18 protein-coding genes, 4 tRNA genes, 1 pseudogene and 1 riboswitch are annotated in these 22,474 nt (G+C 65.8%); of the genes and pseudogenes, 13 read left to right on the top strand and 10 right to left on the bottom strand.

The annotated features are described in order from the left end of the window. Positions 1-15: 15 nt before the first annotated feature. From EV665_RS19770 to EV665_RS19750, 5 genes are all read right to left on the bottom strand, one after another. Positions 16-837: an acyl-CoA thioesterase gene (locus EV665_RS19770; RefSeq protein WP_133035387.1), complete on the bottom strand. Its 822-nt coding sequence runs from the start codon at positions 835-837 to the stop codon at positions 16-18. Then, the gene (gene metE / locus EV665_RS19765) at positions 834-3,194 is read right to left on the bottom strand and encodes a 5-methyltetrahydropteroyltriglutamate--homocysteine S-methyltransferase (protein ID WP_133035386.1); all 2,361 of its coding nucleotides are present in this window, start codon (positions 3,192-3,194) and stop codon (positions 834-836) included. The genes EV665_RS19770 and metE overlap by 4 nt, the downstream gene beginning before the upstream one ends. Positions 3,195-3,291: 97 nt before the next feature. Then, positions 3,292-3,507, bottom strand: a riboswitch (cobalamin riboswitch). A 292-nt stretch (positions 3,508-3,799) separates the two neighbouring features. After that, positions 3,800-3,876: transfer RNA gene (locus tag EV665_RS19760), tRNA-Pro, on the bottom strand. Between the two features lie 90 nt (positions 3,877-3,966). Continuing rightward, the gene (locus EV665_RS19755; RefSeq protein ID WP_133035385.1) at positions 3,967-4,464 is read right to left on the bottom strand and encodes a DUF192 domain-containing protein; all 498 of its coding nucleotides are present in this window, start codon (positions 4,462-4,464) and stop codon (positions 3,967-3,969) included. Beyond that, positions 4,464-5,042, bottom strand: coding sequence for a cold-shock protein (locus EV665_RS19750; protein WP_064329966.1), 579 nt, complete (start codon positions 5,040-5,042; stop codon positions 4,464-4,466). The genes EV665_RS19755 and EV665_RS19750 overlap by 1 nt, the downstream gene beginning before the upstream one ends. 195 nt (positions 5,043-5,237) lie before the next feature. Here EV665_RS19750 and gloA point away from each other — a divergent pair, with 195 nt between their 5' ends. The 5 genes from gloA to EV665_RS19725 all read left to right on the top strand — a co-directional run bounded on the left by gloA (position 5,238) and on the right by EV665_RS19725 (position 8,367). Further along, the gene (gene gloA, locus EV665_RS19745; RefSeq protein WP_064329965.1) at positions 5,238-5,678 is read left to right on the top strand and encodes a lactoylglutathione lyase; all 441 of its coding nucleotides are present in this window, start codon (positions 5,238-5,240) and stop codon (positions 5,676-5,678) included. 339 nt (positions 5,679-6,017) lie between these two features. Beyond that, positions 6,018-7,325, top strand: coding sequence for a YcbK family protein (locus EV665_RS19740; protein ID WP_245507773.1), 1,308 nt, complete (start codon positions 6,018-6,020; stop codon positions 7,323-7,325). 137 nt (positions 7,326-7,462) lie between these two features. Further along, a tRNA-Glu gene (locus EV665_RS19735) sits at positions 7,463-7,537 on the top strand. A 522-nt stretch (positions 7,538-8,059) separates the two neighbouring features. Next, positions 8,060-8,134 (top strand) — tRNA-Glu (locus tag EV665_RS19730). A 158-nt stretch (positions 8,135-8,292) separates the two neighbouring features. Continuing rightward, positions 8,293-8,367 (top strand) — tRNA-Glu (locus tag EV665_RS19725). 35 nt (positions 8,368-8,402) lie between these two features. On the opposite strand, the gene recJ is transcribed toward EV665_RS19725, so the two are convergent. From recJ to EV665_RS19705, 4 genes are all read right to left on the bottom strand, one after another. Continuing rightward, a complete protein-coding gene (gene recJ / locus EV665_RS19720) occupies positions 8,403-10,205 on the bottom strand; it encodes a single-stranded-DNA-specific exonuclease RecJ (protein WP_162853111.1) in 1,803 nt (600 codons plus the stop codon). A gap of 278 nt (positions 10,206-10,483) precedes the next feature. Continuing rightward, the gene (locus EV665_RS19715) at positions 10,484-11,806 is read right to left on the bottom strand and encodes a homoserine dehydrogenase (RefSeq protein ID WP_133035383.1); all 1,323 of its coding nucleotides are present in this window, start codon (positions 11,804-11,806) and stop codon (positions 10,484-10,486) included. Between the two features lie 60 nt (positions 11,807-11,866). Next, positions 11,867-13,087, bottom strand: a complete 1,221-nt coding sequence (locus EV665_RS19710) for an LL-diaminopimelate aminotransferase (protein ID WP_064329964.1) — start codon at positions 13,085-13,087, stop codon at positions 11,867-11,869. Positions 13,088-13,261: 174 nt separating this feature from the next. Beyond that, complete coding sequence (locus EV665_RS19705) at positions 13,262-13,606, bottom strand: hypothetical protein (RefSeq protein ID WP_245337378.1); 345 nt, start codon at positions 13,604-13,606, stop codon at positions 13,262-13,264. Between the two features lie 125 nt (positions 13,607-13,731). Between EV665_RS19705 and EV665_RS19700 the strand changes: the two genes are divergently transcribed. The 8 genes and pseudogenes from EV665_RS19700 to EV665_RS19665 all read left to right on the top strand — a co-directional run bounded on the left by EV665_RS19700 (position 13,732) and on the right by EV665_RS19665 (position 21,917). Beyond that, positions 13,732-15,588, top strand: a complete 1,857-nt coding sequence (locus EV665_RS19700; RefSeq protein WP_133035382.1) for a PHA/PHB synthase family protein — start codon at positions 13,732-13,734, stop codon at positions 15,586-15,588. 13 nt (positions 15,589-15,601) lie between these two features. Further along, complete coding sequence (gene sfsA, locus EV665_RS19695; RefSeq protein WP_133035381.1) at positions 15,602-16,321, top strand: DNA/RNA nuclease SfsA; 720 nt, start codon at positions 15,602-15,604, stop codon at positions 16,319-16,321. Between the two features lie 30 nt (positions 16,322-16,351). Next, entirely contained in the window at positions 16,352-17,179 is an 828-nt protein-coding gene (map, locus tag EV665_RS19690) for a type I methionyl aminopeptidase (RefSeq protein WP_064329961.1), read from the top strand. Positions 17,180-17,259: 80 nt separating this feature from the next. Next, a pseudogene (gene radC / locus EV665_RS19685) lies at positions 17,260-18,018 on the top strand (RadC family protein); the annotation flags it as partial. 183 nt (positions 18,019-18,201) lie between these two features. Beyond that, a complete protein-coding gene (sthA, locus tag EV665_RS19680; RefSeq protein ID WP_064329941.1) occupies positions 18,202-19,608 on the top strand; it encodes a Si-specific NAD(P)(+) transhydrogenase in 1,407 nt (468 codons plus the stop codon). 93 nt (positions 19,609-19,701) lie between these two features. Next, positions 19,702-20,505: an endonuclease/exonuclease/phosphatase family protein gene (locus tag EV665_RS19675; protein ID WP_133035379.1), complete on the top strand. Its 804-nt coding sequence runs from the start codon at positions 19,702-19,704 to the stop codon at positions 20,503-20,505. Between the two features lie 145 nt (positions 20,506-20,650). Continuing rightward, on the top strand, positions 20,651-21,541 hold the full coding sequence (locus EV665_RS19670) for an NAD(P)-dependent oxidoreductase (RefSeq protein WP_380687039.1): 891 nt from the start codon (positions 20,651-20,653) through the stop codon (positions 21,539-21,541). Between the two features lies 1 nt (position 21,542). Further along, entirely contained in the window at positions 21,543-21,917 is a 375-nt protein-coding gene (locus tag EV665_RS19665) for a hypothetical protein (RefSeq protein WP_133035377.1), read from the top strand. Between the two features lie 27 nt (positions 21,918-21,944). Here the strand turns inward: EV665_RS19665 and EV665_RS19660 are convergent, their stop codons facing one another. Continuing rightward, positions 21,945-22,433: an Lrp/AsnC family transcriptional regulator gene (locus tag EV665_RS19660; RefSeq protein WP_064329937.1), complete on the bottom strand. Its 489-nt coding sequence runs from the start codon at positions 22,431-22,433 to the stop codon at positions 21,945-21,947. Positions 22,434-22,474: the final 41 nt, after the last annotated feature.

Raw genomic sequence — 22,474 nt, 5'->3', positions numbered from 1 at the left:
AAAATGCATCAATCACTATGATGGCTTATCAACGGTTTCGTCACGGCGGACGGGAACGGGCCGGTCCCGGCCGTCCACCGCGACCATGACGAAGCGGCCCTTCGCCGTGCAGGCGCGCGCGCCGCTCATCAGGTCTTCCGACCACAGTTCGACCGCGACGGTCATCGACGTCCGCCCGACGCGAACGACGGTCGCGACGGTGTCCACGATCGCCCCCACCGCAACCGGCGCGCGGAAATCGACCCGTTCGGAAGCGGCGAGCACCGTGATGCGCCGGCCGTGGCGCGTCGCCGCGACGAAGGCCGCCCTGGTCATGGCGGCGAGCGCCTCGCCGCCGAACATGCGGCCGAAACTGTTCGCCTGGTCGGCGAAAACGATGTCGCTGGCGCATGGGCCGGGGCCGGCCTCCTCCCGCACCGCCGCCAGGGGCGGAAGGCACCAGCCCGGCGCTGCATGCGGCGGCGGAACGGCGACCATGCTGAAGCTGCCCCGCGTGCACAGCCGCCGCTCGCCGCTGACGAGGCCCTCGGCCACCATCTCCACCTCCACCGTCATGGATTTGCAGCCGACGCGCGTGACGCGTGCCACGAGTTCGACCAGTTCCCCGACACGCGCCGGGGCCTGGAAATCGACGCGATCGACGGACGCCGTCACGAAAGGCACGCGCCCGTGACGGGTGGCGGCGATGAAGGCGATACGGTCCATCAGCGCGAGCCCCGCGCCGCCGAAGAGCGTTCCGTGATGGTTCGTATCGCCGGGAAAGACCAGGGCGATGAGACGGCTGGGCGGTGCCGGGATCGCTCCCGGCACCGCCGTGTCTTCGAGCGCGCGGCTCATTGCGCCGTCACCGCGGCGTCCTGCGGGCCGTCGGCATCGCGCAGGCGCCGCGCGGCCTCGACCATGTTGACGAGCGCCGGCCTCACCTCCTCCCACTTGCGGGTCTTGAGGCCGCAATCCGGATTGACCCAGAGCTGGCGATCCTGAAGGCGCTGGCGGGCGAGCGACAGGAGACCGGTCATCTCCTCGGTCCCGGGCACGCGCGGCGAGTGGATGTCGTAGACGCCGGGGCCGATCTCGTTCGGATACCGGAAGTTCCGGAACGCATCGAGAAGCTCCATCTTCGAGCGCGAGGTCTCGATGGAGATCACGTCGGCATCCATCGCCGCGATGGCCGGGATGATGTCGTTGAACTCCGAGTAGCACATGTGGGTGTGGATCTGGGTTCCGTCCGCCACGCCGCTGGAGCACAGGCGGAAGGCTTCGACCGCCCAGTCCAGATAGTGCCGCCAGTCCTTGTGGCGGAGCGGCAGGCCTTCGCGAAGGGCGGCCTCGTCGATCTGGATCATCTTCGCGCCGGCCTTTTCGAGGTCCGACACCTCGTCGCGGATGGCAAGCGCGATCTGCCGGCACGTTTCGCTGCGCGGTATGTCGTCCCGCACGAAGGACCAGTTGAGGATGGTCACCGGCCCGGTCAGCATGCCCTTCACCGGCTTGCGGGTGAGCGACTGCGCATATTGCCACCAGCGCACGGTCATCGGGTTCGGGCGCGAGACGTCGCCGAAGATGATCGGCGGGCGGACATAGCGCGAGCCGTAGCTCTGCACCCAGGCATGCCGGGTGAAGGCGAAGCCGGAAAGCTGCTCGCCGAAATACTGCACCATGTCGTTGCGCTCGAACTCGCCGTGCACCAGCACGTCGAGGCCGATCTCCTCCTGCCAGCGGATGGCGGCCGCCGTTTCCCTGCGCAGGAAGGCCTCGTAGTCCTTGTAGCTCAGCGCGCCCCCGGCATGGGCCGAGCGCGCCTTGCGGACATCGCTGGTCTGCGGGAACGAACCGATGGTCGTCGTGGGGAAGAGCGGCAAGGCGATGGCATCCGCCTGCGCCGCGCGGCGGTCCTCGAAAGCGCTTGCACGCGTCTTCATGCCCGCGTCGATACCGGCGACGCGCCCCCGGACGAGCGGATCCGTCACCTTCGGGGAGGAGGCGCGGGCGGCAATCGCCTGCGCGGCATCGTTCACCGTTTGCCGCACGGCATCCTTGCCTTGCGCCAGTCCCCTGCCGAGCGTTGCAAGCTCGCCGAGCTTCTGCGTGGCGAAGGCGAGCCAGGTCCTGAGGTCCGCATCCAGCGCGGTTTCGAGTTCCAGGTCGATCGGCACATGCAGCAGCGAGCAGGAAGCCGCGACCGCGACGGCATCGGCCCCGCGTGCGGCGACGACCGGCGTCAGCCGATCGAGAATGGCGGCAAGATCGGCACGCCAGATGTTGCGCCCGTCGATGACGCCGAGCGACAGGACCTGATCGGCCCGCACCGCCCTTGCGACCGCGTCGAGCTGTTCTGGGGCGCGCGCGAGATCGATGTGAAGGCCGGCCACCGGAAGCGCGGCGGCCGCTTCGAGATTGTCGGCCAGCGCGCCGAAATAGGTCGTCAGCATCACCTTCAGGCCGGGCGCAGCCTTGGCAAGGCTGTCATAGGAAAGCTTGAAGGCGTGGCGTTCGCCTTCGGTAAGGTCGAGCGCGAGGATCGGCTCGTCGACCTGCACCCAGTCCGCACCGGCCGCGGCGAGCCTGCGGAACAGGTCCTCGTAGACGGGGAGCAGTCCTGCGAGAAGGTCGAGCGGCTTGAACGTCGCCGGCCGGGCCTTGGCGAGCTTGAGGAAGGTGACCGGACCGAGCACGACCGGACGCGTATGGATGCCGAGCGCCTTCGCTTCCAGGAAATGGTCGACGGGTTTCTGCGAGGTGAGCGTGAAGACCTGGTCCTCGGCAATGTCAGGAACCATGTAGTGATAGTTCGTGTCGAACCACTTGGTCATTTCGAGCGCCGGAACGCCATGGCCGCGATGGACATGGCCGCAACCGGCGGCACCGTCGCCCTCGCTGCCGCGGGCCATCGCGAAATAGAGGGAGAGCGGCACCTCGCCGCCCGTCCAGCCATAGGCGGCGGGGATCGCGCCGACCATGACGGCGGTATCCAGCACATGGTCGTAGAAGGAGAAGTCGTTCGACGGGATCTGCGTGATCCCGTTGTCGCGCTGGACCGCCCAGTTCTCGGCGCGCAGCGTCTTTGCCGTTTCGAGGAGGTCGCCTTCGGCGATCCTGCCGGACCAGTAACCTTCGAGCGCGAATTTCAATTCGCGATGGCGACCGATGCGCGGAAAGCCGAGGGAGGCGACCGGGAGAGTTCTGTTGGACATTGTCATACCCCATTGGTTTCTGGGGGCATGGGTAAGCGGACGCATGCAGGCACCCGCGCGAGGCGGGCCGCAGCAACCACCGGGACACCCCGCCCGTGGACGTTGTTTCGTCTTGGCAGGTCTCCTGGCTCACGGGTCGTCGCCGCTGTCCGTCTTCCCAAGGCTTTCGCCTCAGTGACATGGGTGGACAGCGGCTCGCCGCTCACAGTTGCGGGGGCAGCCCCGGCCTTGCCGAATGATCGGCGCACCGGATTCCCTCTTAGCCCTGAAGCAGCCAAAACCGCCCCAGGGAACCACGACGAGGACAGTTCTCGTCATCGCGACGGGAATGTCAATAGACATAAAGAAATGTTTATATCTTTATTTTTCTGATCTCTGCGCTCGGCATTCGAGAAACCGCGCTTGCGCCACGCCCGGTCAGCGCCGAGCGAGATCCAGTCCTGGTGTCGAGGAAGGGCGAAGCGCTTTCGCAATCGCCATGGGACGAATTCGCGTTCGCCGCAGTTCAAGGGGGAGTTGTCGCTGGCGGCGATCGGCCGGCGCCCGTTCGCAACAGAAAATTGGGCAGAACCTGCCGGAACCCGGGCTTTTCAGCCCGTCGGACGTGGTCGGAGTGGAGAGATTCGAACTCCCGACCCTCTGGTCCCAAACCAGATGCGCTACCAGACTGCGCTACACTCCGTCCGTCCCGGCGATGGGGAGATACACGCATCCGCCCTCTGCCGCAACAGGAAATGGGCGTCTTCAAGCGCTTGTCGCGGGAAATGGCGGGCTACTGCGCCTTGCGCAGGGAATCCATCAGCGCGTTCTCGACGCGGTTGCCCGCGCGGATGCCGAGACGCCGGACGGTGCCGCCGTTCAGTTCCAGCACGTAGTCGATCGGCCCTTGCGAATCGATGATCGATTCGGAATGCGGCTCGGCGTTCTCCTTGATCGCGCGCACCTTGCCGTCCCTGGCGATGAACAGCATGTCGAGCGGCAGATAGGTGTTCTTCATCCACATGAAAACCTGCCGCGTCTCGCCGAAGGCGAAGAGCATGCCGTGGTCCGGCGCCATCTCGCGGCGGTGCATCAGCCCCTGCTCGCGCTGGCGCGGCGTGATGGCGAGCTCCACCGTGAAGGCGTGGCGCTTGCCGTCCTTCGTGACGATCGTCAGCGGCTGCGTGTCGAACGTCTCCGCCGCAAGGACCGAAAGGGAAAAACAGAAGAAAAGCGCCAGGGCGGCGCTTGCGAGGCGCGCGAAACCGGCCGCCCGCGCGAAAAGGCCCATTAGTGGGCCCTGTTGCCGGGAACCGGCATGTCCGGATGGATCTCCGCCGCCATCAGGCCCTTCTCGCCGTCGCCGAAGCGCACGAGAACGACCTGGCCGGGGCGCAGCTCCGTCAGGCCGAAGCGGCGCAGCGTCTCCATATGGATGAAGATGTCCTCCGTGCCCTCGCCGCGCGTCAGGAAGCCGAAGCCCTTGGTGCGGTTGAACCACTTGACCAGCACGCGCTCCAGCCCGCTCGACGGGGTGACCTGCACATGGGTCTTGACCGGCGGCATCTGCGAGGGATGCACGGCCGTCGTCTGGTCCATGGAAAGGATGCGGAAGGCCTGGTAGCCGCGGTCGCGCTTCTGGATCAGCGCGACGACGCGCGTGCCCTCCAGGACCGTCTGGTAGCCGTCGCGGCGCAGGCACGTGACGTGCAGCAGCACGTCCTGCATGCCATTGTCGGGCACGATGAAGCCGAACCCCTTGGCAACGTCGAACCACTTGATGACCCCGGTGATCTCGATCAGATCGACGGCGTCATTGCTCTGGTCATCACGGCCCGTGATTTCCTTTGAAGACACCCTATCCGCCATGACCTGCCAGCCCCTCGTTTACGCGTCACATGAGTTACGGTTAACTGATTCTTGATAACCAGAATAACATTGTCCCGATGCGAATGCGCAAGCCCCTTTGAAAGTTTTGCCGGTCCCATTGGTAGGCTGCAAGGCTTGCCTGAGGCTGACAAAACCCTACTCTTTCGGACGATTCCACATTCAGAGGATATTCCAATGCGTTATCTCCACACGATGGTCCGCGTCAAAGACGTCGACACGTCCCTGCACTTCTATTCGACGCTGTTCGGCCTCAAGGAAGTGCGCCGCTACGAGAACGAAAAGGGCCGCTTCACGCTGATCTTCCTCGCCGCGCCCGAGGATATCGAGGCCGCGCGGGCGAACGCCGCGCCCTGCCTCGAGCTCACCTACAACTGGGACAGCGAGGATTATACCGGCGGGCGCAATTTCGGCCACCTCGCCTACGAGGTCGACGACATCTATGCGACCTGCCAGAAGCTGATGGACAACGGCGTCACCATCAACCGCCCGCCGCGCGACGGCCACATGGCCTTCGTGCGCTCGCCGGACGGTATTTCCATCGAGATCCTGCAGAAGGGCGAAAGCCTGCCGCCGGCCGAGCCCTGGGCCTCCATGGGCAATACCGGCGCCTGGTAGGCGAGAGCCGGACGCAAGCTCCGGGCAAAGCTTGCGCCCTATCATCCGTGCAACGATCATCGTTCCGCCGTATTTGACCGGAAATCTCTTGCCCATCCGGTCGATCGCCAGCGAGAGGGGTGCTTTGGCCGATTCGGGCCGGACAGCTTCCCGTTCTGCGTTTCACGGCTTTACGCGCTTTCGGCCTTTACACCACCGGCCGAAACGTTAACATCGCAGCAACCGCAACCTGGCCTATGGCTTTTCTCGATTGCGGTTGCGACTGTTTGAAGAAACGGCCCCATCGGCGGCAAGACCGAGGGCACGAACGTCGAAAGCGGGGGAAAGCCTTTGCAGGACATGCAGGGAAAGTGGCCAGGCCTGAAGGCGCTGCGGTATGGATTGCTGCTGGCCGTTTCGGTCGCCACGCTCTCGGGCTGCGTTTCCGCAGTCTCCACGGATATGCGCGCGGACAGCATGGGCGCGCAGGAAAGCGAAGATACGGTTGCCGAAGGCAGCACGGACGAGACCACCACGCCCGTGGTGAGCGCGGGCGCTGCCGGCCGGACGACCGGGGACATCCCTGTCGATGTCGCCGCGGCGGTTGCGGCGGACCAGCAGGTCGCGGGCGATGCCGCCGCCGAGCGGGCGGGCCTCGTCCTGCAGCCGACGACGCTGAATGCCGGCAGGGCCAGCATCTACGGCAACGGCAGCGAGGCGGTCGCGACCGGCAATGCCTATGCGACGCAGACCGCGGGCGCCAATGCCGCCGTCAACAGCCTCTATGCCACGACCGGCGCCGCACAGGCGGCCGACCAGTCCGGCCGCCTGCCGGTCGAGGACATGCCGCCGGTCGGATCGACCGGCCAGCAGCCGCTCGCCACGCTCGGCGACGAGCAGGCGGAGATCACGCTGCCGGAAAACGGGCCGATCCCCAAGACCGCGCGAACGGCCCTCACCGCGGAAGCCGCCGCGGGCAACGCGGCCGACCTCGCGCTTGCGCCGGCGGACGACGGCGCCGCCGGCCAGGCGACCGCGACCGACATCAAGAAGGACGAGCCGCGAAAGACCGTGACGCTCGCCTCGCTCTTCGCCAACAAGCGCGAGGCCAAGCCGCAGTTCGACGGCGATCGTTTTGCCGAACAGCCGCGCCGCGTGCTCAACCGGGAAAGCGCGAACGCCACCCGCAAGGCCTCGCTCGGCACGCTGCCCGGCGTTTCGGTGGCCAGTTCCATGTTCTCGACGGATCATTCGGAGGCCGAGGAGGTCGAGGACGACGGTCCGCAGTTCAAGGAAGTCGCCTCGCTCGCCGGCCTCGCCCGGCTTGCGCCGAACGGCCTGTGGCTGCAGACGGAGAAGGTGCGCACCGGCTGTTTCAAGCCGGAACTGCTGCAGGTGCTGAAGACGATCGAGAAGCATTACGACAAGCCGATCATCGTGACATCGGGCCTGCGCGACCTGAAGGTCAACCGCGCCAAGCAGTCGCTGCACACGCGCTGCGAGGCGGCCGATATCCAGATTTCCGGCGTCAGCAAATGGGAGCTTGCGGAATATCTACGCAGCATGCCGGGCCGCGGCGGCGTCGGCACCTATTGCCACACCGAATCCGTGCATATCGACGTCGGCCCGGAGCGGGACTGGAACTGGCGCTGCCGGCGGCGCAAGTAGGCGGCGCCCTAACCCTCTGTGATCGATGCCTTTTCGCATGAAGAGCCGCCCCCGGGCGGCTTTTCATTTTTTTGTCACAACGGCTTTTTTCCGGCTTGCAGAAGGCCAAACGCCCTTCTATAAGACGCCCACCGCACGCGCCCTTCGTCTATCGGTTAGGACGTCAGATTTTCATTCTGAAAAGAGGGGTTCGACTCCCCTAGGGCGTGCCACCCCCTCCCCCTGAAATGAATTGCCGCCGATTGTTCGACGCTCAAGGCACCGTGGTGCCCGCAGGGCGTGCGGAACGAAGCATGGCCAGGAACGTTTACGATCCACGGCTGCGATCTTACGCGGCCGGGCGAGAGGCCCCGTCGAGCTTGGCCCAGCGCTCCGGGGTCTCGAACCGCGCGGGGTCGCGCCGCCCGCCCGGCCCAGCTGCCGGACGAGCGGCTGCGTGTTGCCCACGGGGCAACGGGGCTGAGCCAGCGGGCGCCACCGGGAGGGTCGAACGGCGGCAGCCTCAGGTCCTCAGCACACAGATATATGGGAAGGCGCCCGCCGGATTGCCAGTCGTCAAATCGGGATGCCGGCAAGCCGCGCCGGCAGGCCGGCCCCTGCCCCTCGGGCGGGCTGGCCCGCATGGAAACGACGGCCCCCGTCTGCGTCTTTCCTGCCCTGTGAAAAAGTTGCCGCCGACGCGATTTTCCGTCTTGCGAATCCGGTCGGGCCCGACTAGATAACGCCCACCGCACGCGCCCTTCGTCTATCGGTTAGGACGTCAGATTTTCATTCTGAAAAGAGGGGTTCGACTCCCCTAGGGCGTGCCACCCTCCTTTGAGACATATCGATCAAAGTCCCGAAGTGCTTGCGGGGGGCAGCGCGACGACCGGCGGCCATGTTTCTTCAAGCCGCGGGAAAAATTGAAAATTCCTGCATTTGGGGCTTGCGCAAATCAGCGGCCCCGACTAGATAACGCCCACCGCACGCGCCCTTCGTCTATCGGTTAGGACGTCAGATTTTCATTCTGAAAAGAGGGGTTCGACTCCCCTAGGGCGTGCCACCCCTCCTCGTTATTCGACAATCGAGACCGTCCCGTCAGAACGCCTTTGCGGCGTCCAGAACGCGGAACTGTATGCGCCGGCTGCCCTGCCAGCTATCGGCGGAAAGCGTGCCGGCGATGTGCACCGCCTGCCCGCGCTGCTGCATCAGGAAAAGGCCGAGATCGGTTTCCGCCGCGCGGAAGGCCATGGCGCCGAGGCGCCCGCCATCGGGCCCTTCGAGCTCCAGGCGCAGGTGATTGACGCCGACGGGCCTGACGTCGCGCACCCGGTGCGCCGGCAGCGCGAAGATCGGCTGGGGATGGCCGGAGCCATAGGGGCCGGCCTGCTCCAGTTGGTCGGCGAGCGCCAGCGTCGCGCCGCCGGCGCTCAGCGCCCCGTCGATCTTCAGCGTTTCCACGGCCACCAGGTCGCGCACGGTCCGCTCGGCGCGTTCTTCGAAGAAGGCGCGCAGACGGCCGAGCTTTTCCCGCTCCACCGTCAGCCCCGCCGCCATGGCATGGCCGCCGCCCTTGACGAGGATGCCCTCCTCCACGGCGGCGCGCACCATGCGGCCGAGATCGAAGCCGCTGATCGAGCGGCCGGAGCCGGTGCCCTTGCCGGAGGGATCGAAGGCGATGGCGAAGGCGGGGCGGCGGAATCGGTCCTTGAGGCGCGAGGCGAGCAGGCCGACCACGCCCGGATGCCAGCCCTCGCGGGCCGTCAGGATGACGGAGGCGCTTTCGCCGGTGCCGTATTCCGCCTGCGCCTCGGCCTCCGCCTCGGCCAGCATGGCGGCCTCCATGGCCTGGCGCTCGCGGTTGAGGTCGTCGAGCTGCTTTGCGATTCGCTCGGCCTCGCCCGGCTCGTCGATGGTGAGAAGCCGGCTGCCGAGCGCCGCATCGCCGATGCGCCCGCCGGCATTGATGCGCGGGCCGACGAGGAAGCCGAGATGATACGGCGTCACCGGCCCGCCGATGCCCGCCTGCTTCAGGAGCGCCGTCAGCCCGGCATTGCCGAGATGGCGCGCGGCGACGAGGCCCTTGACCACATAGGCGCGGTTGAGCCCCTTCAGGGGAACGACGTCGCAGACGGTGGAGAGCGCCACGAGGTCGAGCATGGCGAGGAGATCGAAGGTCTTCGCCCGCGCATCGCCCCTTTCCCGCATGACGCGCTGCAGCGCCACCAGGACGAGGAAGACGACGCCGGCGGCCGACAGGTGCCCCTGCCCCGACAGGTCGTCCTCGCGGTTCGGATTGACCAGTGCATGGGCCGGCGGCAGCGCCTCGCCCACCTGGTGGTGGTCGATGACGACCACGTCGACGCCGCGCGCCTTCGCTACGGCAAGCGATTCGTGGCTGGTCGAGCCGCAGTCGACCGTGACGATCAGCTCGGCGCCGCGCTCGATGAGCTGGGCGATGGCATTGGGGTTCGGGCCGTAGCCCTCGAAGATGCGGTCGGGGATGTAGATTTCCGCCTGCACGCCGAAATGCGCGAGGAAACGATAGAGGAGCGCCGAGGAGGATGCGCCGTCGACGTCATAGTCGCCGAAGATCGCGACGCGCTGGCGCCTTTCGATGGCCAGCGCCAGCCGCTCCGTGGCCGCCTCGCAGTCCATCAGGCTGTAGGGTTCGGGCATCAGGCGGCGCAGCGTCGGGTCGAGGAACTCGACGGCGCCTTCGAAGGGCACGCCCCGCCCCGCCAGCACGCGCGCGATGAGATCCGGCAGGCCATGGCTCTGGCTCATCGCCAGCGCCCGGTTCTCCCCCGCCTGGTCGAGCCGCGCCACCCAGCGCTGGCCGGTCACCGAGCGCTCGACATTCAGGAAGGCCCGGCTGACGGGGTCGGCGTTTTCCAGCATGCTCATGGCGGCTCCGGCAACGAGAGCTTTTCCGCTTTTCTCCGGTTCGCGAAAACGCTCTATCTCCTTGTTTTGCCGCATTTCCGGACGCAAAACCGCTTCGCACTTTTGCTGGAAATGCTCTGGACTGCAGACAAGTCGCGAAGACCTTTCCCTCGAAAACCTCTCCTCCGTCATCCTCGGGTCAAGCCCGAGGATGACGGAGCGTGTGGCACAGGTTACCGAAAACCATTGCCGAGGTCTTCGATAATCTTGTGCCGCGTCAAGAGGATCCCAAATCAGGCCGTCTTCGGCCGCTCGATGCGGATCACCTGCGGCTCGCCGACAAGATAGCCCTCGCCCTTGACGGACCCCACAGCCTTGCGGACGGAATCCTCCATCGTCGCGTGGGTGACGAGGATGATGGTCTTCGGATCGGTCGATTCGGTCGTCGACTGCGCGCGCTGCACGATGGATTCCAGCGATATGCCGTTTTCCGCCATATGCTTGGCGATGCTGGCGAAGACGCCGGTGCGGTCTTCCACCGAAAGGCGGATGAAGTAGCCGCCGTGGTGCTTGCGGATCTGCGCGCGCTTGTAGGGGGCAAGCGAGGCGGCCGGGCGACCGAGCGCCGGCACGGTCTGCGCGCCCGGGCGGCTCTTGGCGATGTCGGCAATGTCGCCGAGCACGGCCGAGGCCGTCGCATTGCCCCCGGCGCCGGGACCGACCATCAGCAGCTCGCCGAGAATGTCCGATTCGATCGCCACGGCATTCGTCACGCCGTCCACCTGCGCGATGACGCTGTCGAGCGGCACCATGGTCGGGTGCACGCGCTGTTCGACGCCCGTATCCGTCTTCTGCGCAACGCCGAGCAGCTTGATGCGGTAGCCGAGATCGGCGGCGGCGCGGATGTCGTCGATGGAGATGTTGGTGATGCCTTCGAGATAGATGTCGTCGGCCGAAATCTTCGTGCCGAAGGCGAGCGTCGTCAGGATCGACAGCTTGTGCGCCGTGTCGTTGCCTTCGATGTCGAAGGCGGGATCGGCCTCGGCATAACCGAGGCGCTGGGCTTCCTTGAGGCACGCCTCGAAGCTGAGGCCCTCCTTCTCCATCTTGGTCAGGATGTAGTTGCAGGTGCCGTTCATGATGCCGTAGACGCGGGAAATCGTGTTGCCCGTCAGCGACTCGCGCAGCGCCTTGATGACCGGAATGCCGCCGGCGACGGCCGCCTCGTAGTTGAGGATGCAGCCGTTCTCCTCGGCGATGCCGGCAAGCTCCACGCCATGGGCGGCGAGCAGCGCCTTGTTGGCCGTCACGACATGCACGCCGCGCGAAAGCGCCGCCTTGACCGCGGCATGGGCCGGATCGCCGGCCCCGCCCATCAGTTCCACGAAGACGTCGATCCTTGCCTCGCGGGCGAGCGCGACCGGATCGTCGAACCATTCGGCGGCCGAAAGATCGACGCCGCGGTCGCGGCCCTTGCTGCGGGCCGTCACGGCGGCGATCTCGATCGGCCGGCCGCACGTCGTCTGAAGCATGTCCCTGCGTTCGACGAGAATCTTCGCGAGCGAGGCACCAACGGTTCCCAAGCCCGCAATGCCGATCTTCAGGGCATCAGCCATGGTCATGTCCTATAACGTTTTGGAAGAAAGCCCTCCGCAGAGACGCGGAGGGCGGATTTTTCAGCGATGGGCGTTCAGCGAGATGACGTTGTGCATCGTCTCGTCCGCCGTGGAGAGGAACTTCTTGATGTTGCGCGCCGCCTGGCGGATGCGGTGCTCGTTCTCGACCAGCGCGAGGCGGACGTAATCGTCGCCCTGCTCGCCGAAACCGACGCCCGGCGCCACGGCGACATCCGCCTTCTCGACGAGCAGCTTGGAGAATTCCAGCGAGCCGAGATGGCGGAACTTTTCCGGGATCTTCGCCCAGGCGAACATGGTGGCGGCCGGCGGCGGCACCTCGAATCCGGCCTTGCCGAAGGTGTCGACCATCACGTCGCGGCGGCGCTTGTAGACGTTGCGCACTTCCGCGATATCCGAGCCGTCGCCGTTCAGCGCATGGGTCGCGGCCACCTGGATCGGCGTGAAGGCGCCGTAGTCGAGGTAGGACTTGACGCGGGTCAGCGCGGCGATCAGCCGCTCGTTGCCGACGGCAAAGCCCATGCGCCAGCCGGGCATGGAGAAGGTCTTCGACATGGAGGTGAACTCCACCGCGATATCGATGGCGCCGGGCACTTCCAGAACGGAGGGCGGCGGCGCGTTGTCGTCGAAGTAGATTTCCGAATAGGCAAGGTCGGAAAGCACGATGATGTCGTGCTTCTTCGCAAACGCGATGACGTCCTTGTAGAAATCGAGCGAGGCGACATGCGCCGTCGGGTTCGAGGGATAGTTGATGATCAGCGCCAGCGGCTTGGGGATCGAGTGGCGCACGGCCCTTTCGAGCGGCGGGAAGAAGCTCTCGTCCGGCTCGACCGACATGGAGCGGATCACGCCGCCGGCCATCAGGAAGCCGAAGGCGTGGATCGGATAGGTCGGGTTCGGGCAGAGGATGACGTCACCCGGCGCGGTGATCGCCTGCGCCATGTTGGCAAAGCCCTCCTTGGAGCCGAGGGTCGCGACGACCTGCGTCTCCGGGTTCAGCTTCACGCCGAAGCGACGGGCGTAATAGGCGGCCTGGGCGCGGCGCAGGCCCGGAATGCCCTTGGACGAGGAATAGCGGTGCGTGCGCGGGTCCTGGACCACCTCGCAGAGCTTGTCGACGATGGCCTTGGGGGTCGGCAGGTCGGGGTTGCCCATGCCAAGGTCGATGATATCGGCGCCACCCGCTCGCGCGCTTGCCTTCAAACGGTTGACCTGTTCGAAAACATACGGCGGCAGACGCCGGACCTTGTGAAACTCTTCCATCTTCAACCCCGTTAGGCACGAAGCCCCTCCGGCGGCCTTGCCGGACGGCGCAAAACTCCGTGCGAATCAAGAAATCGGATACGGACGAAAGCGTTCGAAATGAAGGCGCTCCGCCCGGCCGACGGCCAATTGGCCGTCATCCGCTTTGCTGCCAAACGGCAAGAAACGCAAGCGCTAATTCGTCTTCTCGATTTGCGAAAGCGCCGCCTTGCCATGGCCGTCGCGCAGCGCCTGCAATTCGGCGAGCTGACGGCGGTATTCGGCTTCCGAGATCGCGCCCGAGCGGCGGCTGCCCGAGAGCGCCGTCAGGCGCGCGCTGTAGCTGGCCGCCTCCTCGTCGCTCATCTGCTGCGTCTCGGCGCTGACGATCGCCGTGATGTCGGGATAGACGTCGGCCCGGTTCGCGCCGGCATTCACCGTCGCGGTCGACGTCGTCTCGCTCGAGGCGCAGGAGGCGAGCGCCGCCGCGGCGGCGGCCATGAGAAGAGCGGCGCGCAAGCGCCTGATTTCGAACGCCATGTGGCTGTATGCTCCTGTCGAAACGACCGGTTCCCGATATTGCCTTGTGCGGCTGTCAGGCCCTTGTAATCTGTTTCGTAGAGAATGTAAAAATACAAAAGTAACAATAAAATCGGGAGGGAACCATGGCCGACGAACGCAAGGCGAATGAACGCGATGCGGCCGGAAACAAACCCGGTTTCCAGCCCTTCGACCCCGCGACGATCGAGCCCTACATCGTCAAGGATCCCGAGGCGCTGACGGTCAACTTCGCGCGCACCATCGAACAGCTCGGCAAGGCCGCCTCCGCCTGGCTTGCCCCGCGCGAAAGCGGCGAGAAGGTCGACACGGTTTCCGAGCCGATGGTCGACATGGTGAAAACCCTCTCCAAAGTCTCCGAATACTGGCTGACGGACCCGCGCCGCACGCTGGAGGCGCAGACGCTGCTGCTCGGCAGCTATTTCAACATCTGGTCGCGCACGCTGGGGCGCCTTTCCGGCGAGGCGCAGGACGCCGCGCCCGATCCGCACGGCAAGGACAAGCGCTTTGCCGACGAGGACTGGGTGAAGAACCCCTTCTTCGATTTCCTGCGCCAGGCCTATTTCGTCACCTCCGACTGGGCGGAGAAGCTGGTCACGGATGCCGAAGGGCTCGACGAGCACACGCGCCACAAGGCGGGCTTCTATGTGAAGCAGATCGCCAGCGCGATCTCGCCGAGCAATTTCGTCACCACCAATCCGCAGCTCTACCGCGAGACGGTGGCTTCCAACGGCGCCAACCTGGTGCGGGGCATGAAGATGCTGGCCGAGGACATCGCCGCCGGCCGCGGCGACCTGAAGCTGCGCCAGACCGACACGAGCAAGTTCGCGATCGGCGAGAACATGGCGCTGACGCCGGGCAAGGTGCTGGCGCAGAGCGATGTCTGCCAGGTCATCCAGTACGACGCGACGACGGAAAAGGTGCTGAAGCGCCCGCTGCTCATCTGCCCGCCCTGGATCAACAAGTTCTACATCCTCGACCTCAACCCGGCGAAGTCCTTCATCAAGTGGGCGGTCGACCAGGGCCACACGGTCTTCGTCATCTCCTGGGTGAACCCGGACGAGCGGCATGCGACCAAGGACTGGGAATCCTATGCCCGCGAGGGCATCGGCTTCGCGCTCGACACGATCAGCCAGGCAACCGGCGAGGACGAGGTGAACGCCATCGGCTATTGCGTCGGCGGCACGCTGCTTGCGGCCACCCTCGCCTTGCACGGCCAGGAGGGCGACAAGCGCATCCGCACGGCAACGCTCTTCACCACGCAGGTCGACTTCACCCATGCCGGCGACCTGAAGGTCTTCGCCGACGAGGAGCAGATCGACCTCATCGAGCGCGGCATGAAGACGACCGGCTATCTCGACGGCTCGAAGATGGCGACCGCCTTCAACATGCTGCGCGCCTCCGAGCTGATCTGGCCCTATTTCGTCAACAACTACCTGAAGGGCCAGGATCCCATGCCCTTCGACCTGCTCTACTGGAATTCGGATTCCACGCGAATGCCCGCCGCCAACCACTCGTTTTACCTGAGGAATTGTTATCTCAACAACACCCTTGCCAAGGGCGAGATGACGCTTGCCGGCAAGACGCTGTCGCTGAAGGACGTCAAGATCCCGATCTACAACCTCGCCACCAGGGAGGACCATATCGCGCCGGCGAAATCGGTCTTCGTCGGCAGCAAGTTCTTCGGCGGCAAGGTGACCTATGTGATGGCCGGCTCCGGCCACATCGCCGGCGTCGTCAATCCGCCGGACAAGATGAAATACCAGTACTGGACCGGCGGGCCGGTGAAGGGCGAATTCGAGGACTGGGTGGAAAAGGCGAAGGAAACGCCCGGCTCCTGGTGGCCGCACTGGCACGACTGGATCAAGGCGCAGGACGACCGCATGGTGCCGGCACGCAAGACCGGCGGCACGATGAACTCGATCGAGGAGGCGCCCGGCTCCTACGTGCGCGTGCGCGCCTGATCGTCGACGCCCCATGAAGTTCGATCCGCCGCTCGTTTCCGGCACCCTTGTGCAGCGCTACAAGCGCTTCCTGTTCGACGCCATCCTCGACGACGGCTCGGCGATCACCGGCTCCTGCCCCAATACCGGCTCGATGCGCGGCCTGACGGCGCCGGGCTCGCGCATCTGGATGTCGCAGAGCGACAGCCCGACGCGCAAGCACCGCCATCGCCTCGAACTGGTGGAGGCGGATAACACCGTCGTCGGCATCAATACGGGCCTGCCGAACCGGCTGGCGGAGGAGGCGATCCGCGCCGGCCTGGTCGCCGATCTCGGCACCTATCCCGTCCTCGAGCGGGAGAGGAAATACGGCCGCAATTCGCGCATCGACATCCTCCTGTCCGGGCCGGACCGGCCCCTTGCCTATGTCGAGGTGAAGAACGTGCATTTCCGCCGCGCCGCCGGCCTTGCGGAATTTCCCGACACGGTGACGGCGCGCGGCGCAAAGCACCTCGAAGAACTCGGCGACATGGCCGAGGCCGGTTTCCGTGCGGTCATGCTCTATCTCGTCCAGCGGGAGGATTGTTCGCGGTTCCGCATCTGCGCCGATCTCGACCCCGTCTATGCGGCCGGCTTCCGCCGGGCGCTTTCGCGCGGCGTCGAGGCCTATGCGGTCAAATGCGCCGTTACATCCCAGCAAATCCGGCCCGTGGCGTCGATCGCCATGGACGAACCCGGTCTGGCTGATCTATGAACATGCGGACAGACTAGCGAAAGTTCGACCATGGTGACCTATATCGACGCGACCTCCGCGCCGCTGAAGAATACGGGCGTGATCCGCCTTTACGACGCCGAGGCCTTTGCCGGCATGCGCAAGGCCTGCCAGCTCACGGCGCGCTGCCTCGACGAGCTCTACCCGCTGGTCAAGCCGGGCGTTCCCACCGATGTCATCGATCGCTTCGTCTTCGAATTCGGCATGGACCACGGCGCCCTGCCCGCGACGCTGAACTACCGCGGCTACACCAGGTCGAGCTGCACCTCGATCAACCACGTCGTCTGTCACGGCATCCCCAACGAGAAGCCGCTGCGCGAGGGCGATGTCGTCAATATCGACGTCACCTTCATCCTCGACGGCTGGCACGGCGATTCGAGCCGCATGTATCCCGTCGGCGAGATCAAGCGCGCCGCCGAGCGCCTGCTCGAAGTCACGCACGAATGCCTGATGCGCGGCATCGCCGCCGTCAGGCCCGGCGCGCGCACCGGCGCCATCGGCGAGGCGATCCAGGCCTATGCCGAGGCCGAGCGCTGCTCGGTGGTGCGCGATTTCTGCGGCCACGGCGTCGGCCGCCTCTTCCACGACGCGCCGAACATCCTGCATTACGGCCGCGCCAACGAAGGGCCGGAAATGAAGGAGGGCATGATCTTCACCATCGAGCCGATGATCAATCTCGGCCGCCCGCATGTGAAGGTGCTCTCCGACGGCTGGACGGCGGTGACGCGCGACCGCTCGCTCTCCGCCCAGTACGAGCACACGGTGGGCGTGACGGCGGATGGCTGCGAGATCTTCACGCTTTCGCCCGGCGGCCTCGACCGCCCCGGCCTTTCCGCTTAAGGCCGCCCATGACGGGATCGCGCGGACGCACGGACTCGACACACCCCGATGGGACGGGGAACGCCCCGACGACCGCCGACGACCTTTTCGATGCGCTCGACGAGCGGGGCCACTTCTTCGAACGCCCCACCCATGCGACGCCCGCCAAGGCCCTTCCGGCAGCGGAAGACAAGCACTATCACGGCCACCGCGAGCGGCTGCGCCTGCGCTTCCGCGACAGCGGCGACGGGGCGCTCGCCGATTACGAGATCCTCGAACTCCTCCTCTTCCGCCTCATCCCCCGCCGCGACACGAAGCCGGTGGCAAAGGCCCTGCTCGACCGCTTCGGCACGCTGGCCGGCGTCTTTGGCGCGACGCCCGCCCTGCTGCAGGAGGTGAAGGGCATCGGCGAGGCGGTGGCGCTGGACCTGAAGCTCGTCTCGGCCGTCGCCCAGCGCACGCTGAAGAGCGAGATCCGCAACAAGACCGTGCTCGCCTCCTGGTCCTCGGTCATTCAATATTGCCACGCCGCCATGGCGCACGAGCCGCGCGAGCAGTTCCGCATCCTCTTCCTCGACAAGCGCAACACGCTGATCGCCGACGAAGTGCAGGGCCACGGCACGGTGGACCACACGCCGGTCTATCCGCGCGAGGTGGTGCGCCGCGCGCTGGAACTGTCGTCGACGGCGATCATCCTCGTCCACAACCACCCGTCCGGCGACCCGACGCCGTCGCGCGCGGACATCGATATGACGAAGACGATCGTGGAGACCGCCCGGCCGCTTGGTATCACGGTGCATGACCACATCATCATCGGCAAGGACGGGCATGCCAGCCTCAAAGGGCTGAGACTGATCTGAAAGGAAAGGCGGCGCCCTGTGGGGAACCGCCGAATCGCGTTACAAAACAACGAAATCGGGTGAGCGTTCCTTCATCCGATTGAAACGGTTTGCTGCCACATTCGGTTGACGAAAATTTGCACGGCGAAGACAATTGCTGCATCGCAATATGATTCTTCCCGCAAAAGGCTGGGGCCATCTTACATGCAGGAATATGATCTCGTCGTCGTGGGCAGCGGCCCCGCAGGCCGCCGTGGCGCCATCCAGGCGGCAAAGCTCGGGCGCAAAGTCCTCGTCATCGAACAGGGAAAACGCGTCGGCGGCGTTTCGGTGCACACCGGCACGATCCCCTCGAAGACGCTGCGCGAGACCGCGCTGAACCTGTCCGGCTGGCGCGAGCGCGGCTTCTACGGCCGCGCCTACCGCGTCAAGCAGGAGATCAGCGCCGACGACCTGCGCCGCCGCCTGCTCATCACGCTCGACCACGAGGTGGAGGTGCTGGAGCACCAGTTCGCCCGCAACCGCGTGCAGCACATGCGCGGCAAGGCGAAGTTCGTCACGCCGGAGACGATGGAGATCACCAGGGACGACGGCGAGACCGTTCACGTCCAGGCCAAGAGCATCATGCTGGCCGTCGGCACCAAGCCGTACCGCCCGGAAAGCATCCCCTTCGACGGCGTCAGCGTTCTCGACAGCGACGAGCTCCTTGATATCAAGGACCTGCCGCGCTCCATGGCCGTCATCGGCGCCGGCGTCATCGGCATCGAATATGCCACGATCTTCTCCGCGCTCGACACGCAGGTCACCGTCATCGATCCCAAGCCGACGATCCTCGATTTCATCGACAGGGAGATCGTCGAGGAATTCATCCACGATCTGCGCGACCGCAACATGAAGCTCATCCTCGGCCAGAAGGCCGACAAGGTGGAGAAGCTGGAAAACGGCAAATGCGAGATCACGCTGGACAACGGCCGCCACGTCACCTGCGACATGGTGCTTTATGCCGCCGGCCGCGTCGGCGCGACGGACAGCCTGAACCTCGCCGCAGCGGGCCTGACGGCCGATTCGCGCGGCCGCCTCAGCGTGAACCCGGAAACCTTCCAGACCGACGTGCCGCATATCTACGCCGCCGGCGACGTCGTCGGCTTCCCGAGCCTTGCCTCCACCTCCATGGAACAGGGCCGCATCGCCGCCCGTGTCGCCGTCGGCGCCATCGCCAAGGAGCCGCCGAAATATTTCCCCTACGGCATCTACGCCGTGCCGGAAATCTCGACCTGCGGCCTGACGGAGGAAGAGGTGAAGGAACGCGGCATCCCCTATGAATGCGGCATGGCGCGTTTCCGCGAGACCTCGCGCGGCCACATCATGGGCCTCAATTCCGGCCTGTTGAAGATGATCTTCTCGCTGAAGACGCGGCGCCTGCTCGGCGTGCACATCGTCGGCGAAGGCGCGACGGAGCTCGTCCATATCGGCCAGGCCGTCTTGAACCTGAAGGGCACCGTCGAATATTTCGTCGAGAACACCTTCAACTATCCGACGCTCGCCGAAGCCTACAAGATCGCCGGCCTCGACGCCTGGAACCGCATGGGCGACCTGTCGCAGGCGAAGTGATCCTTCGCCGGCCAAGACGATCGGTTCACATGCCGATGCGGACCCGCATCATGCGTCCGGGTTCGCAGGAAACGCGCGGGAGGAGCGGCACGCATGAGGATCCTGTCGCTGAACGTCTGGGGCGGCATGCTGCACGCGTCGCTCATCGACTATCTCAGGGCCGTCGATGCCGATGTCTATTGCCTGCAGGAGGTCCCGCGGGCCATCGCCGCGCGGTCGGCATGGCTGACCTATCGCGATGGCGCGGTGGAACTCCAGCAGCGCGCCAATCTCTACCGGGATATCGCCGCCGCCCTGCCCGGCCATGACGGCTTCTTCGCGCCGGCCATGCGGGGCGAGCTGACGGATGACGACCGTCCTTGCTGGCAGGAATTCGGCCTCGCCACCTTCATCCGCCAGGATATCGCCGTGATCGGCCAGGCGCTCGATTTCGTGCACGGCGCGTTCTCCCCGCACGGTTTCGGCCCCCACCCCCGTCCCCGCAATGCCCACGCCTTCCGCCTCTACGACTATGCCGCGGACCGCGCGCTCACCGTCGCGCAGCTCCACGGCCTTCGAACCGTCGACGGCAAGGGCGACACGCCGGAGCGCGCGGCGCAGGCCGAAGCCCTCGCCGCCCTCATCGCGCGCCTGCAGCACCAGGACGAAGGCCTCGTCCTCTGCGGTGATTTCAACCTGCTGCCGCAGAGCCATACCTTCAAGACACTCGCACAGATCGGCCTCACCGACCTCGTCACCACCCGCGGCTTCACCGACACGCGGACCTCGCTCTACACGAAGCCCGGCCGCTATGCGGACTACATGCTGGTGAACGCGATGGTCCGCGTTGCCGATTTCACGGTGGTGGAATCGCCGGAGGTATCGGATCATCGGGCGCTGCTTCTCAGCACCGGCTGAAACCATGTCCCGGTTTCCTCCTGGAGGCGCCGGTACCGTGGCAACTGTGTTCAGGCGAAGTCTGTCTTGTCGCGCTGCTCTCATCGAACACACATCGAGAAACACTTTCGCAAAAACCGATGATCCGCTACACCTCCTGCCAACGATTGCAGGAGGTTACAGCATGGCAAAGGTTGCATTCATCGGTCTCGGCGTCATGGGCTATCCCATGGCGGGGCACCTCAAGGTCAAGGGCGGCCATGAGGTCGCGGTCTACAACCGCACCTTCGCCAAGGCGGAGACATGGGCCGCCCAATTCGGCGGCAAGGCCTTCCGCACCCCGGCGCAAGCCGCGGAGGGTGCCGATTTCGTCTTCACCTGCGTCGGCAATGACGACGACCTGCGCTCCGTCACCACCGCCGAGGGCGGCGTCTTCGACGGCATGAAGCCCGGCGCCGTCCTCATCGACAACACCACCGCCTCCGCGGAGGTCGCGCGCGAACTCGACGCCGCGGCCCGCGAAAAGGGTTTCGCCTTCCTCGACGCGCCCGTCTCCGGCGGCCAGGCCGGCGCGGAAAACGGCGTCCTGACGGTCATGTGCGGCGGCGATAAGGACACGTTCGACAAGGCGCGGCCGGTCATCGACGCCTATGCCCGCATGGTCGGCCTGATGGGCCCGGCAGGCGCCGGCCAGCTTGCCAAGATGGTCAACCAGATCTGCGTCGCCGGCGTCGTGCAGGGGCTCGCCGAGGGCATCCATTTCGGCATGAAGGCCGGGCTCGACATGGAGGCGGTCATCGAGGTCATCTCCAAGGGCGCGGCCGGCTCCTGGCAGATGGACAATCGCCACAAGACGATGATCGCCGGCAAGTACGACTTCGGCTTCGCCATCGACTGGATGCGCAAGGACCTCGGCATCGTGCTTTCGGAAGCCCGCCTCAACGGCGCGAAACTGCCCGTCACCGCGCTGATCGACCAGTTCTACGGCGACGTGCAGGACATGGGCGGCAATCGCTGGGACACGTCCTCGCTGCTCGCGCGCCTTCAGAGGAAATGACGTGGCGCTCCGCCGCGCCCTCGTCTCCCTGATCGCCGGGGCCGCGCTTGCCGCCCCGGCGCTGGCGGACGATGCGGGCCGGCAGGCGCTCGCCGCCGCCCTGCATGGCAAGATCGCCGCGTGCTGGGTGCTGCCCGCGGACCTGCCGGACCATGTGCAGGCGATCCGGGTGAAGTTCTCGCTGACGGAAGCGGGCGCGCTCGACGGCTCGCCGGAAATCGACGGCCCGGTCGGCGGCGATGCGGCGACAAAAACCTTCGCCGCCAGCGCGGTGCGCGCGGTCGTGCGCTGCGCGCCCTTTGCCGGGCTGGCGGAGCTTGCGCCCTATGACTCGTGGAAGACGGTGGTCGTGACCTTCAGGCGGCCGGATTCCTGAAAGCCCGGCCGCAGCGGCGCAAAGCGCCTATTCCTCGCCGCTCTTCTGGTTGTCCACGACCATGTAGTCGAGCGGCAGCTCGGTCGTGTACTTGATCTGCTCCATCGCGAAGGCCGAGGAGACGTCGCGGATCTCGATGCGGGCGATCATGCGCTTGTAGAAGGCGTCATAGGCGGCGATGTCGGGCACGACGACGCGCAGCAGGTAATCCACCTCGCCGCTCATGCGGTAGAATTCCACCACTTCGGGGAATTCGACGATCACCTCGGAAAAGCGCTTCAGCCATTCCGTCGAATGGGCGTTGGTGCGGATCGACACGAAGACCGTGACCTTGGTGTTGATCTTGACCGGATCGAGCAGCGCGACGCGCTTGCGGATCACGCCGTCCTCTTCCATCTTCTGGATGCGCCGCCAGCAGGGCGTGGTCGAGAGCCCCACCTTCTTGGCGAGATCGGCCACGGCGAGCGTGGAATCTTCCTGCAAGAGGCGCAGGATTTTGCGGTCCAGACGGTCCATTGACTTCCCCTAAGAAATTTAATTCCCTCATATACCGCGAT

This window comes from Shinella granuli (assembly GCF_004341885.1).
GTDB classification, from domain to species: Bacteria; Pseudomonadota; Alphaproteobacteria; order Rhizobiales; family Rhizobiaceae; genus Shinella; species Shinella granuli.
Note: the sequence above shows the minus strand (reverse complement) of the source record. Positions and strands in the feature narration are given on the sequence as shown.

Bases quoted from the DNA above. Each gene is read 5' to 3' on its own strand.
- EV665_RS19770 (WP_133035387.1), bottom strand. From the start codon at position 837: ATGAGCCGCGCGCTCGAAGACACGGCGGTGCCGGGAGCGATCCCGGCA.
- metE (WP_133035386.1), bottom strand. From the start codon at position 3,194: ATGTCCAACAGAACTCTCCCGGTCGCCTCCCTCGGCTTTCCGCGCATC.
- EV665_RS19755 (WP_133035385.1), bottom strand. From the start codon at position 4,464: ATGGGCCTTTTCGCGCGGGCGGCCGGTTTCGCGCGCCTCGCAAGCGCC.
- EV665_RS19750 (WP_064329966.1), bottom strand. From the start codon at position 5,042: ATGGCGGATAGGGTGTCTTCAAAGGAAATCACGGGCCGTGATGACCAG.
- gloA (WP_064329965.1), top strand. From the start codon at position 5,238: ATGCGTTATCTCCACACGATGGTCCGCGTCAAAGACGTCGACACGTCC.
- EV665_RS19740 (WP_245507773.1), top strand. From the start codon at position 6,018: ATGCAGGGAAAGTGGCCAGGCCTGAAGGCGCTGCGGTATGGATTGCTG.
- recJ (WP_162853111.1), bottom strand. From the start codon at position 10,205: ATGCTGGAAAACGCCGACCCCGTCAGCCGGGCCTTCCTGAATGTCGAG.
- EV665_RS19715 (WP_133035383.1), bottom strand. From the start codon at position 11,806: ATGGCTGATGCCCTGAAGATCGGCATTGCGGGCTTGGGAACCGTTGGT.
- EV665_RS19710 (WP_064329964.1), bottom strand. From the start codon at position 13,087: ATGGAAGAGTTTCACAAGGTCCGGCGTCTGCCGCCGTATGTTTTCGAA.
- EV665_RS19705 (WP_245337378.1), bottom strand. From the start codon at position 13,606: ATGGCGTTCGAAATCAGGCGCTTGCGCGCCGCTCTTCTCATGGCCGCC.
- EV665_RS19700 (WP_133035382.1), top strand. From the start codon at position 13,732: ATGGCCGACGAACGCAAGGCGAATGAACGCGATGCGGCCGGAAACAAA.
- sfsA (WP_133035381.1), top strand. From the start codon at position 15,602: ATGAAGTTCGATCCGCCGCTCGTTTCCGGCACCCTTGTGCAGCGCTAC.
- map (WP_064329961.1), top strand. From the start codon at position 16,352: ATGGTGACCTATATCGACGCGACCTCCGCGCCGCTGAAGAATACGGGC.
- sthA (WP_064329941.1), top strand. From the start codon at position 18,202: ATGCAGGAATATGATCTCGTCGTCGTGGGCAGCGGCCCCGCAGGCCGC.
- EV665_RS19675 (WP_133035379.1), top strand. From the start codon at position 19,702: ATGAGGATCCTGTCGCTGAACGTCTGGGGCGGCATGCTGCACGCGTCG.
- EV665_RS19660 (WP_064329937.1), bottom strand. From the start codon at position 22,433: ATGGACCGTCTGGACCGCAAAATCCTGCGCCTCTTGCAGGAAGATTCC.